This window comes from Neorhizobium vignae (genome assembly GCF_000732195.1).
Classification (GTDB): domain Bacteria; phylum Pseudomonadota; class Alphaproteobacteria; order Rhizobiales; family Rhizobiaceae; genus Neorhizobium; species Neorhizobium vignae.
The window spans coordinates 182,680-199,002 of sequence record NZ_JNNU01000012.1 but is presented as its reverse complement, the minus strand read 5'-3'; the positions used below and the strand labels follow the sequence as shown (position 1 = coordinate 199,002).

Here is a 16,323-nt window from a genome sequence, read left to right as displayed (position 1 = left end):
TGAAATCTGCGAAAAATCGGTCATTCCCAGAGCGGACCGAAGCAAAGCCGGGATCCGCTTGCCATGTTTTACCACAGGAGACAGATGATGGCCAAGTATCGCCATGACCTGCCGCAGCTCAAACGCGGCGACTTCCTTTCCGACGGCGGGCTCGAGACGACGCTCGTCTTCCTGCGCGGCGTCGACCTGCCGGCCTTCGCCGCCTTTCCGCTGCTCGACGATGCCGGGGGCCGCGAGGAACTGACCGAATATTACGAAGCCTACCTGGCGATCGCCCGTGAGCGGGGCCTCGGCTTCATCCTCGACACGCCGACCTGGCGGGCGAATGCCGACTGGGGGCCGCAGCTCGGTTACGACCGGGCGGCGCTGCGGGCGCTCAACATCCGCGCGGTCAAGTATATCGCCAAGCTCCGCCAGGTTTGGGAACGGCCGGGCTCCCCGATCATCCTCAACGGCGTCATCGGACCGCGTGGCGACGGCTACAAGGACGGCAACATGGAGCCGCTGGCGGCCGAGGATTATCACGCCTTCCAGGCTGAGGCCTTTGCCGACAGCGAGGCCGACATGATCTCGGCGATCACCATGAACAATATCGGCGAGGCAGTCGGCATCGTCCGGGCCTCGAAACGTGCCGGCATGCCCTGCGTCGTTTCCTTCACGGTCGAAACCGACGGCAGGCTCGTCAACGACAAGACGCTGCAGGCGGCGATCGAAGAGACCGATGCGGCGACCGACGGGTACGCGGCCTACTACATGGTCAACTGCGCCCATCCGAGCCATTTCGAGGATGCGCTTGTCTGCGGCGAAGCCTGGGTGAAGCGGATCGCCGGCATTCGCGCCAACGCGTCGCCCAAGAGCCATCAGGAGCTGGACGAGTCGACCGAGCTCGATATCGGTGATCCGCGCGACCTTGGGCTCCGCTACCGTTCGCTCCGGCAGAGCTATCCGTCGATGCGGGTGCTCGGCGGCTGCTGCGGCACCGATCACCGGCATCTACAGGCGATCTGCGACGCCTGCCTGCCGGCGGCTGCCGCCTGACCGGGGAAGGGGAGGAGAATGCCTGCAACGACATTGCTCGGCGCCATCCTCGTGGTCTCCGGCCGCTGGCTCTTTTCGCCCGTCGTGCCGACTGACGCCGATGGAGAGCGCGGCCGGGCGAAGCTTAAGGCTGAGCACATGTTCGACGAGCGATTGCTGCGCGATATCGGATTTCGTGAAGACGTGTCCCGCTTCCACCGCAACCGCTTTCCGGGGTTCTGACCCCTGAATACCGTTCCAGTCAGAACCTTCCGGCGGTTGTGCTGCCGGAAGGTTTTTCTTTTGCTTTCGCCGTCTTCCCTTTGTCATCGGTCGCGGATATAGCTCGCCCCCCAACCGACGATTGAGAGGAGACGAGCATGGATGCGACTGTTGTCGGCGCCCATTGGGAGAGCAATGCCGAGACCTGGACGATCTATTCACGGGCCGGTTACGACAAATATCGGGATGCGCTGAACACGCCGGCCTTTCTCGACATGCTGCCGCCGGTTGCCGGATTGAAGGGCCTCGATCTCGGCTGCGGCGAAGGCACCAATACCCGCGACGTCGCCCGGCGCGGGGCAGAGATGACCGGCCTCGATATCGCTCCGACCTTCATCCGCTATGCCCGCGAAACCGAGGAGAGCGAGCCGCTCGGCATCACTTACGTGCTCGGCGACGGGCAGGGGATCGACTTTCCGGACGAGAGCTTCGATTTCGTCACCGCCTTCATGTCGATGATGGACATGGCCGACCAGCGCGAGGTGCTGAAGGGCGTTTATCGTGTCCTGAAGCCCGGTGGTTTCCTGCAGTTCTCGATCCTGCATCCCTGCTTCGTGCCGCCGACGCGCAAGAATATCCGCGATGAGACGGGCGAGGCGGTGGCCGTGCAGGTGGCCGACTATTTCGATGAGACGGATCGCATCGAGCGCTGGCTGTTTTCCGAAATCCCCGCCGAGGAGCGGGCCGGGCTGACGCCCTTTTCGGTGCCGCGTTTCCACCGGACGCTGACCACCTGGGTTTCGATGATCGTCGAGGCGGGGCTGGTCATTGAGGCGTTTGGCGAGCCGATGGCGTCGGAAGAACTGGCGCTGGCCGAACCGGTCGTCGCTGATACCCGCGTTGCGCCGATCTTCCTGCATATCCGCGCCGGCAAGCCTTGAGACGAAAAAGAGCGGCCGCGTTTCCACACGGCCGCTCGATCATGATCGTGGCGATCAGTACCGCGTCGCGACGAGCAGGTCTTCCTCCTCGTCCCGCTGGCGACCGCCGAGTGCGGCGGCGGCACAGGAGATGAACGCGCCGACCAGCAGCGACAGCGAGCCGACCAGCGCCGTCGTGGCGGCTGCCTTGCGGGCCTCGTCCGCGGCCTGCTGGGCGGCGACCTTGGCGTCCTCGATCCGCTTCAGGACCGCATCGACGCGGGCGCGGGCATCCTGCGGCGAAAGGCCGGTGCGGGAAGCGACGATGGTTGACAGATAAGCCTTGTCGTCTTCCGGCACGCCGCCCTGGAGGGCACCGTTGAGAAGAATGCGCGACACTTCTGCGGTTGCGGCCGTATTGTCGTTCTGGGCGCGGGCCTGGGCCTGCTGCGGACGCAGGAGCGCATCGGTGAAGTAGGAGGTTGCCATGTCGGTGCCGCCCGAGGACGAATTTTCCGAGGAGGCTGCCGCCGCTGCCGAACCCGCTACGCCTGCGGTCGCTGCAGCCGAACCGACCGCCTGAGCCCCGGCGCCGGCAAGCGAACCGAGCGACGAAGCAAGGAAGCCCGCGACGAAGACGGTTGCGACGGCCCAGGAGACGAAGCCGTGGGCGGTATCGCGGAAGAACACCTCGTCGGTGTGGACGGCGGCCCATTTGGTGCGCAGCCGGCCGGTCAGATATCCGCCGAGCCCTGCCGACAGCCATTGCACCACCACCAGCCAGATCGCCGCGCTGATGCCGACCGTTGCGGCCGAACTGCTTTCACCCGACCAGGGAGAGATCATAGTGAGGCCGAGGCCGGAACCGAAAAGGATGAGGATGAGGCTGATGCCGATGGCGGCGACCGCGCCGCCGATGATCGGCCCCCATGCGATCGCGGAATTTGACGACTCCACCGGAGTTGCGATCGCGGAGCCTGTGGATGAAATTGGCATGTTCGCCTCCTCAACGCATGAAGAGAACGAGAAGGATGATGATCGGTAGTGGAATGCCGAGAAGCCAGAGCAGAATGCCGCGTCCCATGGTGAACCTCCTGAAAGATAACAGTTTGTTGATCTTGATTGCGCCCTTCCAACACGCCGGATGCCCATTGGTTCCTGCGGCGGGGATATTTGCCGTTTTTCACCTCCTGGGGTTGGTTCGGGGGCCGTTTGTGCTCGGCGCGGTAGGGGAGAGGCGTGAAGGGCATGCCGTGTCGTTTACGCGCGATGTCTCGCCGTGGTCTGGAGCATGGATCGGACGGGGCGCTGAAAGCTGCCTCGTAAGGTAAGTAATAGGTGACACCTCTCAGCGCCCCGTTCGGCGGTTATTATCCGCGACTTCGGTCCCTCTATAATGACGGGGTTTGTGGGAACGGTTGCGTGCCCCTCCTAAAGAGGGCGTCATGCACGCTCTCAGGTTACGTGCCGCAGGCCATGACTGCCGCCCGGCGTCGTCTTCCACCTGCGCCGCACATCCGGGTTCTTGAAAAACCCTCGGACGCCGCACGGCGCGGCCCCGATCACCCTGTGTGCCTCACAGGCACGCCCGGCGCCCCATGATGGAAAACAAAACGAGAAGTCGGTCCGACAGCTTCTCACCCGTCCCACGTCGCCGGAGGAAGACCATTTTCCGCGGACCCCGAATGGAAGGACTGACGTCGTTTCCTGCCACCCAGCGCCGGTCCCGCCTCGCCGGCACGGCTGCCGGCGTATCCGCGACGGAACGAGGGGATTGTAGGCACGGGTTGGCAGGGCGGGGATGAGAGAGAGGCTAAGTGTTTGATGGGGCTGACGGGGAGGTGCCGAATGTGCCCGGATGGGTTTGCGTTCGGAGGGTAGATCCTCGGGTCGAGCCCGAGGATGACGCCGCTGGGTGGGCGCCGCCCTATCCTCCGTCATACTCGTCCTCGGGTTGAACCCGAGGATGACCCGAGGATCCAGCCGCGATGCGCCCGTATAGAGCCTATTCGTGGCAATGCCGCTTCATCTGGCCATGGCGCGGGAGCCTGATCTCGGGACTGTTACACTTGTTGATCGCGTCGTTCGCGGCAGTCGCCGGCCAGTTAAGGAAGTGTTTATGAATTCGTGAAAAATGAATGGATACTTGCCGGCGGTCCGGGCCTGAGGGGCTTTGTTGGGATGACCGTGACTGCCGAGCGGTGCGTAACCTTTTGAGTAACCGCCTGCATGCGTTCGCGACGCAGGTGCCGTACGGAGTAAAGCCAAGACCATGAACAAGAAGCCCTTCGCCCTGGCGATCTTCGCCGCATCTTTCGCCACGCCCCTCTGGGCGGCCGACCTCGCACCGTATTCCGAACCGCCGGCCTATAACGAACCTGCCGGCGCGCCGAAAGCGGGCTGGGGCGGCGCCTATGTCGGTGCCGATCTCGGCATGGCATCCCGCAAGCTGAACCCGTTCGATGGCGACAAGGGCCTCGTTCTCGGCGCCCACGGCGGCTACAACATGGACCTCGATTCCGGCGTCGTCGGCGCGGAAATCGAAGCCTCGCATCTGGGCAACGTGGAAAGCCGCGTACCGGGCGGCAAGATCACCGAAAAGGGCCGCGTGGCTGCCAAGGCCAAGGCCGGCGTCGGCTTCAACCAGACGCTCGTCTACGGCACCGCGGGCGCTGCGCTCACCAGCTTCGGCGGCAAGAACGGCACGTCCGGTCCGGATGGCTGGAAGCCGGGCTGGATCCTGGGCGCGGGCGTCGAGCAGAAGCTCACCGACAACCTGTCGGCCCGGGTCGAATACAATTACACCATGACCAACGATGTCCGCAGCACTTCCGGCGGCGTCTCATCGAGGACCGACGTGCGCGACCAGACGCTCAAGGCTGGCGTGAACTACAAGTTCTAGTGCCGCAAGCTCTCCGGATCCCACGGATCCGGAGAGGGTATCGTTGCGGTTCGACCATCTGCAAGGCGCCGTATGCCGGAAGGCCTACGGCGCTGTCGGTTTTGAGGGCGGTTCTTAGAGAGCCGCGTCCGTGTCGAGCTGGTCGCGGACCTGGTCGATCTTGCCGACCGCCGGCCCCACTCCAAGCTCGTCCTGCGCCCATCCGAAGGCCTCGTCGCTCACCGGCGCGCCCGCGAAATCCTCCAGCGCATCGCGAAGCGCGGCTTCGCCGAGCTCGGGATCGGTGGCGGCAGGGTCGATGCCGTTCGTCAGTTCGTATTGCGCATAGGCCTTCACGTAGGCCGAGAGCGATGTCATCCGCGGATCGTTGGTGTTGAGATAGGCGTGGTAATTGCGCTTCAGGGAGCTGAGGCCCGCCACTTTTGCGGCCTGTGGCTTGGCTTTCTGCGCCGGTGTTCCGTTCGAAACCTTGCGGTCGGCATCCTTCTTCGCCCGCTCCTTGCCGGAGCCGAGACTGGCCGAAGTCGACCGGCTTTTGCCGGAATTGCCATGGTTCGAGACGTTGTCGCGGCCACCGCCATTGCCGCCGCCGTTTCCACCGCCGCCACCGTTTCCACCGCCGCCCCCATTACCTCCGCCATTGCCATCCTTGGCCAAGGCGAGGTCCGGAAATGCGGTTACACCGCCGCCGACGGACACGGCGGCGAGCGCAAGCACGACGATGCCGTTCTTGAGGACCTTGTTCATGTTCACCCATCTCCTGATATGCATTGCCAAAGCCACAACTGCTTTGCGCTTCGTGGCTTTCAGATGCCGTGCACTCTGGAGCAGCGGCGGATATAAATCCATGGGAGTAGGACCAATGAGCCTGCCTTCGGGACCAAGGTCCGGTAGGGGCGGGGACCTTGGTCTCATCGGGCGTCTTCTGCCCCATGACCCGCCTGACCGCGCGTCGTGGCTTGATGTCACCGATACCGGATCACGCCATCCTGATGCGCTCGACGAACTGCGGCGATAGAAATCTCCACCCTCGCCGATATCGCTGTCATAACCGATATTCTGTCCCTTCCGCCGGAGCAGGCGCGGAGGCTGCAAACCTGTGCAAATGCTGGGGCGTGTCCTTTTCATAAATGAAATAAATCTGTCACAAAACTGTAATGAGCAACAGATAGAGGGTAGCCGACGCCCAAGCGTCAATCCGAATTCCAAGGGAGAAATCCATGAAGAAGTATCTAGGAAGCTGCGCCGTAGCCGCAATTCTGCTGGCCACCGCAGGCGTCGCAACGGCTCGCGATCAGGTTCAGGTTGCCGGTTCCTCCACCGTTCTTCCCTATGCGAAGATCGTTGCAGAAGCTTTCGGCGAAGCCTTCCCCAAGTTCAAGACCCCGATCGTCGAGTCGGGCGGCACGGGCGCTGGCCTTAAGGAATTCTGCAAGGGCGTCGGCGAAGCCACGATCGACATTGCAAATGCTTCCCGCGCGATCAACAAGTCTGAAGCCGAAGCCTGCAAGGCGGCCGGCGTCACCGACGTCCAGGAAATCCGCATCGGTTACGACGGTATCGTTTTCGCGACTGCCAGCAGCAACGGCGAGATGAAGCTCGAGCCGAAGGACATCTACAAGGCTCTCGCCGCTCAGGTCGTGGTTGACGGCAAGCTCGTCGCCAACCCCTACAAGAACTGGTCGGAGATCAACCCGACGCTTCCGAAGGGCCCGATCGCTGCCTACATCCCGGGCGAAAAGCACGGCACGCGCGAAGTTTTCGAACTGAACGTTCTTGCCGCAGGCTGCAAGGATTCCGGCGCAACCGACGTCATCGCCAAGGAAATCGCTGAAAAGGCTGCCCAGACCAAGGCTTGCGTTGCTGTTCGCAAGGACGGCGTTGCCGTGGACATCGACGGCGACTACACCGAGACGCTCGCTCGTATCGCTGCCAACAAGACCGGTGTCGGCGTATTCGGCCTCGCTTTCTACGAAAACAACGCCGACAAGCTGAAGGTCGCCACCATGCGCGGCATCAAGCCGACCGCGGCAACGATCGCTGACGGCACCTATCCGGTTTCCCGTCCGCTGTTCTTCTACGTCAAGAAGGCTCACCTGGGCGTCGTCCCGGGCCTCAAAGAATACGTCGAGTTCTTCCTCTCCGACGACATGATCGGCCCCGACTCGCCGCTCATCGAATACGGTCTGGTTGCCGCTCCGGACGCGCAGCGCGAACAGGCCCGCAAGGACTTTACCGCTGGCAAGACCATGTAATCAAAAGAACGGCGCCGCTTCCGGCGGCGCCGTTTCTCTCCGACCGGAGGCTTTTGCCTCGGTAGGAAATCGTCGATTTTGCGGCGATGGTGTTGCGCGAAGCGCGACGGCGATGCGATCGGTTCCGATGACCGGAGCTGGGCGGTGATGGGTTGCCGCCGAAGGCGGTACGCCGGGGGATTATGATGAACACATCACTAATATTGTTGATTTTGGCGATAATCGGCGTAGCCGGTTACGTCGCCGGTGCCCGGTATGCATTGGCACTGGTCGGAGGAATTTCCTCCAAACTTCATTCGCGGCCTGGATATTACGGTTCTTTTGTCGCCGTCTGGGCGATCTTGCCGGCCGTCGTCATTCTTTTTGTCTGGCTGGTCGCCAGCCCGATGTATATCAGCTCCTCGGTCCGCGGTGCGTTTCCCGAAGAGGTCAAAACCCAGTCGCAGGCCGAACAGGGCCTGAGCTACGGCATGATTACCTCGATCGCCCGCGGCATGAATGCGCTGACCGGCGACGAGATCGCCCGCATCGAGAACAACCCGGTGGAGCTTCGTGCTGCGCTCGGCGCCAAGGGCGTTGCGCTTGCGGGCGATCCGCAGCCCTTCATGGTCAAGGCCGCTGCCAAACTGAACCGGATGACCTTCGTCAGCCGTATCCTGATGACGATCGTCGTTCTGGGGGCTTCCATCGGAGGCGGCCTCTTCGCTTACCGCCAGATCGCGCCGCGCTTCCGCGCCCGCAATCGGGTGGAAAAAGTGGTTCTCGGCAGCCTCGTCGTCGCTTCTTCGATCGCTATTCTGACCACGGTCGGCATCGTCGCATCGATGCTGACGGAAGCCGCCCACTTCTTCACCGCCATTCCCGCCTGGGAATTCTTCTTCGGCACCGTATGGGATCCGCGGTTTGCGGCCGCGGGCTCGGGTGGCTCCGAAGGTCAGTTCGGCCTCATCCCGCTGCTGCTCGGCACGCTCTATATCGGTTTCGTCGCGATGCTCTTCGCGGTTCCGATCGGCCTCTTTTCGGCAATCTACATGTCGGAATACGCCTCGCCGAAAGTCCGCGCGGTTGCCAAGCCGCTGCTCGAAGTGCTCGCCGGCATTCCGACCATCGTCTACGGCTTCTTCGCATTGACGACGGTCGGTCCGTTCCTTCGCGACATTTCTTCGCAGCTGAACGGCCTCGTCACCGGCGACTATGCCAACTTCATCCAGGCACAGAGCGTTCTGACGGCCGGTTTCGTCATGGGCATCATGCTGATCCCCTATGTCTCCTCGCTGTCGGACGACATCATCACCGCAGTGCCGCGTGCCCTGCGTGACGGCTCGCTCGGTCTCGGCGCCACCCGGTCGGAAACCATCAAGAAGGTCGTCCTGCCGGCTGCTCTGCCGGGCATCGTCGGCGCGCTCCTGATGACCGCATCGCGCGCCGTCGGCGAAACCATGATCGTCGTGCTTGCGGCCGGTGTCGCCGCCCGCCTGCAGATCAATCCGTTCGAGCCGATGACGACCGTGACGGTCAAGATCGTCAACCAGCTGACGGGTGACCTCGAGTTCACCTCGCCGCAGACCCTGGTTGCCTTCGCGCTGGGCATCACGCTGTTCGCCATCACGCTTTGCCTCAACATCTACGCGCTCTATATCGTGCGCAAATACCGGGAGCAGTACGAATGACCGATGTGGTTTCTCCCGCCGCCGGCATCCCCAAGGCCAAGTCCGTCCGTCGCGATATCGGCATCAAGGGCCGTTACGCCGCCGAACGCCGCTTCCGCGCCTATGGCATCGCCGCGCTTTCCTTCGGCATCATCTTCCTGATGCTTCTCCTGTGGTCGGTGGTCTCCAAAGGTTACACCGCCTTCCAGCAGACCATGATCACCATGCCGGTCGAGTTCTCACAGCAGATCATCGACCCGCAGAACGAACGTGCCACCAATCCGCAGAAGCTGATGACGGCGAACTATCCGGTCGTCGCCCGCAACGCGCTCGCCAAGCTGCTCAATGTCAGCGTGGACGACCGTGTCGCAGCCCGCGCAGTCAGCCAGATGCTGTCGGATGGCGTCCGCGTTCAGCTGCGTGACCTGGTGGTCGCCAATCCGGCCATCATCGGCACGACGCAGACGGTAAGACTGCTCGCGTCCGGCGATATCGACTCGGCCTACAAGGGCCAGATCGACCTCAACGTCAGCCAGGAAAACCGCAAGATCAACGATCAGCAGCTCGGCTGGATGACGCAGCTTTCCGACAGCGGAGCGCTTGCCAAGCATTTCAACAGCGGCATTTTCGTCAACGGCGCATCGAGCCGTCCGGAAGCGGCCGGCGTCGGCGTCGCGCTCATCGGCTCGTTCTACATGATGCTGATCGTGCTTGTCCTGGCGCTGCCGATCGGCGTCGCCGCCTCGATCTATCTCGAGGAGTTCGCCCCGAAGAACAAGTTCACCGACCTGATCGAGGTGAATATCAACAATCTCGCGGCCGTTCCCTCGATCGTCTACGGTCTTCTCGGTCTGGCGGTCTTCGTCAACTTCATGGGCCTGCCGCGTTCCGCGTCCTTCGTCGGCGGTCTGGTGCTCACCCTCATGACGCTGCCGACGATCATCATCGCGACCCGCGCGGCATTGAAGGCCGTGCCGCCGTCGATCCGGGCGGCCGCCCTCGGGCTCGGCGCATCGAAGATGCAGACGATCTTCCACCACGTCCTGCCGCTTGCCATGCCGGGCATCCTGACCGGCACCATCATCGGCCTGGCCCACGCACTCGGCGAAACCGCGCCGCTGCTCCTGATCGGCATGGTGGCCTTCGTCGCCAACTATCCGACCACGCCGCTCGACCCGTCGACGGCGCTGCCGGTGCAGATCTACATGTGGGCGAACGAAGCGGAACGCGCGTTCGTCGAACGTACCTCGGGAGCAATCATCATCCTGCTCCTGTTCCTCATCCTAATGAATGTTGGCGCAATTCTCTTGCGGCGTCGCTTCGAGCGGCGCTGGTAGAAGGAGTATGACAATGAATATGATGTCAGAATCGGCAGTAGAAAAGGCGCTGGACCAAAAGATGAGCGATGCTTCCCACAAGATGATCGGCAAGGACGTTTCGGTTTATTACGGCGAAAAGCGTGCGCTTTTCGACGTGAACCTCAACGTCCGCGAAAACACTGTGACGGCTCTCATCGGTCCTTCCGGCTGCGGCAAGTCCACCTTCCTGCGCTGCCTCAACCGCATGAACGACACGATCGAGAATTGCCGCGTAACCGGCAAGATCACCCTCGACGAGGACGATATCTACGACAATAACATCGACGTCGTGGAACTTCGCGCCCGCGTCGGCATGGTGTTCCAGAAGCCGAACCCGTTCCCGAAGACCATCTACGAGAACATTTCCTACGGTCCGCGCATCCACGGCCTTTCCAAGAACAAGGCCGACATGGACCAGATCGTCGAGGCGAGCCTGCAGCGCGCCGGCCTCTGGGGCGAAGTCAAGGATCGCCTGCACGAATCCGGCACCGGGCTTTCCGGCGGCCAGCAGCAGCGTCTGTGCATCGCCCGCGCGATCGCCGTGTCGCCTGAAGTCATCCTCATGGACGAACCCTGCTCGGCGCTCGACCCGATCGCGACCGCCAAGGTCGAGGAACTCATCCATGAACTGCGTGCCAACTACACGATCGTGATCGTGACGCACTCGATGCAGCAGGCTGCCCGCGTCTCGCAGCGCACCGCCATGTTCCATCTCGGCCAGCTCGTCGAGGAGAACGACACCGACAAGATGTTCACCAATCCCGACGATCAGCGCACCCAGGATTACATCATGGGCCGTTTCGGCTGATCCAGCCGACTGTGCCGCCTGAAAATCAATTTTGAGGACTAGAAGATGGCATCGACCCATATCCTGTCGGCTTATGACGACGAACTGAAATACCTGAGCCGCCGCATCTCCGAAATGGGCGGCCTCGCCGAGCAGATGTGCTCGGACGCCGTGCGGGCGCTCGTCAATTCCGACGCAGCACTCGCGCAGAAGGTCATCTCCGACGACGTGATCCTCGATCACGCCGAGCGCGAGATCGGCGACAAGGCGATCGTCACGATCGCCCGCCGCCAGCCGGTTGCAGCCGACCTTCGCGAGATCGTCGGCTCGCTGCGCATTGCCTCCGATCTGGAGCGCGTCGGCGACCTTGGCAAGAACACCGCCAAGCGCGTCATCGCGGTTCAGGGCACCGGCGTTCCGCGCAAGCTCGCCCGAGGTCTGGAACATCTCTCCGATCTCGCTCTCGTGCAGCTCAAGGACGTCCTCGACGTCTATGCGACGCGTTCGGCGGAAAAGGCCGAGGCGATCCGCAGCCGCGACGAGGAAATCGACGCGATGTACACCTCGCTGTTCCGCGAACTCCTCACCTACATGATGGAGGATCCGCGCAACATCACCACCTGCACGCATCTTCTGTTCTGCGCCAAGAACATCGAGCGTATCGGCGACCACGCCACCAACATCGCCGAGACCATCTACTACATGACGACAGGCGCCCAGCCGGAAGGCGATCGTCCGAAGGACGATTCGTCGAACACGCTCGGCGCGATCACCGAATAAGACGGAATGCTGACGGAGCAGGCTCAAGAATGCTGCCAAAAATCGCTGTCGTAGAAGACGAAGAAGCGCTGAGCGTGCTTCTTCGCTACAATCTGGAAGCCGAGGGTTATGAGGTCGATACCGTTTTGCGGGGCGACGAAGCCGAGATTCGGCTTCAGGAGCGGGTACCGGACCTTCTGATCCTGGACTGGATGCTGCCCGGCGTTTCCGGCATCGAACTCTGCCGCCGGCTGCGCATGCGCCCGGAAACGGAGCGCCTGCCGATCATCATGCTGACGGCCCGTGGCGAGGAGAGCGAACGTGTTCGCGGCCTCGCCACCGGTGCCGACGACTATGTGGTGAAGCCCTTCTCGACGCCGGAACTGATGGCCCGCGTCAAGGCGATGCTGCGCCGGGCCCGTCCCGAGGTGCTCTCCAGCGTTCTGCGCTGCGGCGACATCGAACTTGATCGGGAAACCCATCGCGTCCACCGCAAGAGCCGCGAAGTGCGTCTGGGTCCGACCGAATTCCGCCTGCTCGAATTCCTGATGGCGGCGCCGGGACGGGTCTTCTCCCGTTCGCAGCTTCTGGACGGCGTCTGGGGCCATGACATCTATGTCGACGAGCGTACGGTCGATGTCCATGTGGGAAGACTTCGCAAGGCACTCAACTTCTCCAACATGCAGGATGTCATCCGCACCGTCCGCGGTGCCGGATACTCCATGGAAACATAGTTGGTGGCCACGAGATGAGCGCGCGGGTCCTGTTGGTCGACGACGACGAGTCGTTCCGTCTGATATTGCGGAAAGCCCTCGTGGCCGACAGCTTCGTCGTATCGATGCTGGCAAGTGGAGCCGAGATCTCGAACCGTTTGAAAGCCGTTCCGCCGGATATCTTGGTCATGAGTTCGGACCTTCCGGGCGTGCAAGGTCTCGAGGTCTGCCGCGAGGTGCGTCTCGATCCCGTCCTGTCGCGCCTTCCGATCATCCTCCTCGTGCCGTCGGGCGGTGAAGGCCTTCACCTTACCGCGCTGGCGGCGGGTGCCGACGATTGCGTCATGAAGCCATTTTCCCCGGTCGAGCTCGTGGTCCGTGTGAAGAACCTGCTCAGGCGCGTCAATCCCGCCCTCCTGGACCATATGCTCAAGGTCGGCGATCTCACGCTCGACCGGGAAGCCCATCGGGTTCACCGGCAGAAACGGGAGGTCAAGCTCGGGCCAAAGGAATTCAAGCTTCTTGAATTCCTGATGCGGACACCGGGCAAGGTCTATTCCCGCTCGGAACTCAAGGCATCCCTGTGGGGCGACGACACGACCGTCGACGAGCGCGCGATCGATGTCCATATCGGCCGGCTTCGCAAGGTCATCAGCCTTGGCAAGTCCGACGAAGTCATCCGGACCGTGCGCGGCGCCGGATATGCTTTGGGCGATTTCTGACGCGGTCCCTTGGCCCCGAGCCTGACTGCAGGCCTATCCAGAGCTTTGTCTGTTGCAATCGCGGAGGCTATCGCCTTCATGGAAAAGAACTAGGCTGTCATCGAAGGCTTCTGCGAAGCGCGTCCACTTCCGCGACCATCCTGCTGACGCACCAGCTGGCGTAGCTTTTACCGAACAAGCGTCCAAGAAGCCTGCCTGGCAGGCCGTCCGGCAGATCGTATTCGAGTTGCACCTTGACCGAGCATCCTGAAAGCGATGGTTCGATCATGAACCCCATCCTGTAGGCACCGATGACAAGGAGGCGCACAGGACCGCGTGTCTGCCACGCTTTCCGAAGAGGCGGCAGCCGTTCGGCCACCACCTCTTCAAGGTATAGACCAATCCCGAGGACTGATCCGGTCATCCTGATGACGGACCCGACAGCACGACCTCCGGCCTCGTCAAGATCGTACTTCATGGTCGCGCCCAGCATCATGACCGATGGCCTCTCCATGTGAGCGCCGAGGGTCTTCGGATCATCGAGGACCTGGAACACCTCCTCCGGCCGCGCCTCCACGACAGCCGTGCGCGATGTCGAGCGATCATAGGTCACCGGGTCTACCGGTCCTTCTGATCTTGCCCGCTGCCATGGCCATGACCACCATGACCGTGGAACAGGTGCATCAGCGGGCAGGCGAGCAGCAGGAGATATGGCGCTAGCCCCAGCGCATGCGCCCAGTGCTCGCGGAGGAAGAAAAAGGCGACGATGACGATGAGCGAGGCCGCCATCAGCAGCCATGTGCGGGACGAGTTCATAGGTTTGTGCTCCTGAGCCTGAGGGAGTTGGCGATCACGCTTACGGATGAGAGGGCCATTGCCGCGGCGGCGATGATGGGCGACAGGAGAAGCCCGAAGGTCGGATAGAGAACGCCTGCGGCGATGGGAATGCCTGCGGCGTTGTAGATGAACGCGAAGAATAGGTTCTGACGGATGTTGCGCATCGTCATCCGGCTCAACTGCCGAGCGCGTGCGATGCCCTGCAGATCGCCCTTGAGGAGCGTCACCCCGGCGCTTTCGATCGCAACGTCGGTGCCTGTCCCCATCGCAATGCCGACATCCGCCGCCGCCAGTGCGGGAGCATCATTCACGCCATCCCCGGCCATGGCGACGATGCGTCCTTCGTTCCGGAGGCGGGCGACGATCTTGCTCTTGTCTTCGGGCAGGACCTCTGCCTCGACTTCGCCGATGCCGAGCTTGCGCGCCACCGCCTGGGCTGTCGTCCTGTTGTCGCCAGTCAGCATCACGACCCGAACCCCTTCGCCCACGAGCGTCCTCACAGCTTCCGGCGTGGTGGCCTTGATCGGATCGGCGATGGCGAACAGACCAGCGAGGGTTCCGTCGGCCGACATGAAGATCACTGTCGCGCCTTCACCGCGCAGCTCCTCGGCCCTCGATGCCATTGCGGACACATCGACATTGGCCTCGCCCATGATCCGGTGGCTGCCAAGGATGAGCTTCCTGCCTTCGACAGTGCCCGTCACGCCCTTGCCCACCGGACTGTCGAAGTCCTGCGCGTCGCCGAGGGGAATGCCACGTTCATTCGCGGCGTTGACGATCGCCAGTGCCAGGGGATGCTCGCTAGACCTTTCCAGCGTCGCCGCCAGTCGGAGCAGTTCCTCTTCGGACATGCCCTCGCGGGGTGCGATCGCCGTGACCTTGGGTCGGCCTTCTGTCAGGGTGCCGGTCTTGTCGACGACCAGCGTGTCGATCTTCTCGAAGCGTTCGAGGGCCTCGGCATTCTTGATCAGCACGCCGAGCCTAGCGCCACGACCGACACCGACCATTATGGACATGGGGGTGGCAAGCCCGAGGGCGCAGGGGCAGGCGATGATCAGCACGGCAACCGCCGCTATGAGGCCGTGGGCGAAACGCGGTTCGGGGCCGACCAGCATCCAGGTGACGAAGGACGCGATGGCGATCACGATCACCACCGGAACGAACCAGCCGGACACCTCGTCCGCCAGGCGCTGGATGGGAGCACGGGATCTCTGCGCCTCCGCGACCATCCGGACGATCTGCGACAGCATCGTATCGCGTCCGACCTTGCCAGCCTCCATGATGAAGCCGCCAGTCTGGTTCATCGTGCCTCCGATGAGCCTGGCACCGACTTCCTTGGTCACGGGCATGGACTCGCCCGTGATCATCGACTCGTCGACGGAGCTTCGACCTTCGAGGAGAGTGCCGTCGACCGGGACCTTCTCCCCTGGTCGTACTCGCAGCCTGTCGCCCACGGCGACCGCTTCCAGCCCGATGTCCTCGTCGGTGCCGTCGGCCTTGACCCGCCGCGCGGTCTTGGGCGCCAGATCCAGGAGCGCCCGGATCGCACCCCCTGTCTGTTCACGCGCCCGAAGTTCGAGAACCTGCCCCAGCAGCACCAGGACGGTGATGACGGCGGCCGCCTCGAAATAGACCGCGACCGTGCCCTCGGGCGAGCGCAAGGTTTCCGGAAACTCGCCCGGCAGGATCGTTCCGATGACGCTGTAGATCCACGCGACCCCGGTTCCCATGGCAATCAGAGTGAACATGTTCAGGTGGCGCGTCAGCACGGACTGCCAGCCGCGCTCGAAGAAGGGCCACCCCGCCCAGAGGACGACGGGAGTTGCCAGAACCATCTGAATCCAGTTCGATGTCTGTGGTCCCAGCAGCATGTGCAGGTTCGTCAGATGGCCGCCCATCTCCAGCGCCAGCACCGGAAGCGCCAGCACGAGGCCGATCCAGAATCTCCGCTGCATGTCGATCAGCTCGGGGCTAGGCCCGGAAGCGATCGTCGGCGCTTCCGGTTCGAGGGTCATTCCGCAGATGGGGCAGTTGCCAGGCCCGATCTGCCTGACCTGCGGGTGCATCGGGCAGGTGTAGACGGTTCCTTCTCCTGCCGAGGAATTTGTCACCGTCCTCAGGGGAGGCGCGTTGTCCGCCTCGTGCCTATCCCCGTGATCGTGGTGGTGAGGATGTCCATGATGGTCGTGGGCCATGTCGGTCT

At 62.8% G+C, this 16,323-nt stretch carries 16 protein-coding genes; 11 read left to right on the top strand and 5 right to left on the bottom strand.

Annotated features, from left to right (window positions below; translation table 11 throughout):
• Positions 1–87 precede the first annotated feature (87 nt).
• From GQ59_RS21065 to GQ59_RS21055, 3 genes are all read left to right on the top strand, one after another.
• Positions 88–1,038: a homocysteine S-methyltransferase family protein gene (locus GQ59_RS21065; RefSeq protein WP_037084684.1), complete on the top strand. Its 951-nt coding sequence runs from the start codon at positions 88–90 to the stop codon at positions 1,036–1,038.
• Between the two features lie 18 nt (positions 1,039–1,056).
• On the top strand, positions 1,057–1,260 hold the full coding sequence (locus GQ59_RS21060; RefSeq protein WP_152564409.1) for a hypothetical protein: 204 nt from the start codon (positions 1,057–1,059) through the stop codon (positions 1,258–1,260).
• Between the two features lie 137 nt (positions 1,261–1,397).
• A complete protein-coding gene (locus tag GQ59_RS21055; RefSeq protein WP_037084681.1) occupies positions 1,398–2,180 on the top strand; it encodes a class I SAM-dependent methyltransferase in 783 nt (260 codons plus the stop codon).
• Positions 2,181–2,234: 54 nt separating this feature from the next.
• Here GQ59_RS21055 and GQ59_RS21050 read toward each other — a convergent pair whose 3' ends face one another.
• Positions 2,235–3,155 (bottom strand): membrane protein, encoded by a 921-nt coding sequence (locus GQ59_RS21050; RefSeq protein WP_037084680.1) that lies wholly within the window; start codon positions 3,153–3,155, stop codon positions 2,235–2,237.
• 1,276 nt (positions 3,156–4,431) lie between these two features.
• On the opposite strand from GQ59_RS21050, the gene GQ59_RS21040 reads away from it, so the two are divergent.
• Complete coding sequence (locus tag GQ59_RS21040; protein WP_037084677.1) at positions 4,432–5,061, top strand: outer membrane protein; 630 nt, start codon at positions 4,432–4,434, stop codon at positions 5,059–5,061.
• A gap of 114 nt (positions 5,062–5,175) precedes the next feature.
• Here the strand turns inward: GQ59_RS21040 and GQ59_RS32380 are convergent, their stop codons facing one another.
• Positions 5,176–5,808: a hypothetical protein gene (locus tag GQ59_RS32380; RefSeq protein WP_156376358.1), complete on the bottom strand. Its 633-nt coding sequence runs from the start codon at positions 5,806–5,808 to the stop codon at positions 5,176–5,178.
• 473 nt (positions 5,809–6,281) lie between these two features.
• On the opposite strand from GQ59_RS32380, the gene GQ59_RS21030 reads away from it, so the two are divergent.
• From GQ59_RS21030 to GQ59_RS21000, 7 genes are all read left to right on the top strand, one after another.
• The gene (locus tag GQ59_RS21030; RefSeq protein ID WP_037084674.1) at positions 6,282–7,316 is read left to right on the top strand and encodes a substrate-binding domain-containing protein; all 1,035 of its coding nucleotides are present in this window, start codon (positions 6,282–6,284) and stop codon (positions 7,314–7,316) included.
• A gap of 185 nt (positions 7,317–7,501) precedes the next feature.
• Positions 7,502–8,986 carry a phosphate ABC transporter permease subunit PstC gene (gene pstC / locus GQ59_RS21025; RefSeq protein WP_037084783.1) on the top strand — a complete coding sequence of 495 codons (1,485 nt, stop codon included), beginning with the start codon at positions 7,502–7,504 and terminating at the stop codon, positions 8,984–8,986.
• Positions 8,983–10,302 (top strand): phosphate ABC transporter permease PstA, encoded by a 1,320-nt coding sequence (pstA, locus tag GQ59_RS21020; protein WP_037084672.1) that lies wholly within the window; start codon positions 8,983–8,985, stop codon positions 10,300–10,302. Before pstC ends, pstA begins: the two co-directional genes overlap by 4 nt.
• 13 nt (positions 10,303–10,315) lie before the next feature.
• Entirely contained in the window at positions 10,316–11,131 is an 816-nt protein-coding gene (pstB, locus tag GQ59_RS21015; protein ID WP_037084671.1) for a phosphate ABC transporter ATP-binding protein PstB, read from the top strand.
• A gap of 45 nt (positions 11,132–11,176) precedes the next feature.
• Positions 11,177–11,890 (top strand): phosphate signaling complex protein PhoU, encoded by a 714-nt coding sequence (gene phoU / locus GQ59_RS21010; protein WP_037084669.1) that lies wholly within the window; start codon positions 11,177–11,179, stop codon positions 11,888–11,890.
• Between the two features lie 29 nt (positions 11,891–11,919).
• Positions 11,920–12,603 (top strand): phosphate regulon transcriptional regulator PhoB, encoded by a 684-nt coding sequence (gene phoB, locus GQ59_RS21005; RefSeq protein ID WP_037084667.1) that lies wholly within the window; start codon positions 11,920–11,922, stop codon positions 12,601–12,603.
• A 14-nt stretch (positions 12,604–12,617) separates the two neighbouring features.
• Entirely contained in the window at positions 12,618–13,304 is a 687-nt protein-coding gene (locus GQ59_RS21000; protein ID WP_037084666.1) for a winged helix-turn-helix domain-containing protein, read from the top strand.
• Between the two features lie 97 nt (positions 13,305–13,401).
• Here the strand turns inward: GQ59_RS21000 and GQ59_RS20995 are convergent, their stop codons facing one another.
• Genes GQ59_RS20995 through GQ59_RS20985 form a run of 3 tightly spaced genes read right to left on the bottom strand, consistent with a single transcriptional unit; the run spans position 13,402 to position 16,315 of the window.
• On the bottom strand, positions 13,402–13,896 hold the full coding sequence (locus GQ59_RS20995; RefSeq protein ID WP_037084664.1) for an SRPBCC family protein: 495 nt from the start codon (positions 13,894–13,896) through the stop codon (positions 13,402–13,404).
• Positions 13,897–13,901: 5 nt separating this feature from the next.
• The gene (locus GQ59_RS20990; RefSeq protein ID WP_037084662.1) at positions 13,902–14,099 is read right to left on the bottom strand and encodes a DUF2933 domain-containing protein; all 198 of its coding nucleotides are present in this window, start codon (positions 14,097–14,099) and stop codon (positions 13,902–13,904) included.
• Positions 14,096–16,315 carry a copper-transporting P-type ATPase gene (locus GQ59_RS20985; RefSeq protein ID WP_037084661.1) on the bottom strand — a complete coding sequence of 740 codons (2,220 nt, stop codon included), beginning with the start codon at positions 16,313–16,315 and terminating at the stop codon, positions 14,096–14,098. Before GQ59_RS20985 ends, GQ59_RS20990 begins: the two co-directional genes overlap by 4 nt.
• Between the last annotated feature and the right edge of the window lie 8 nt (positions 16,316–16,323).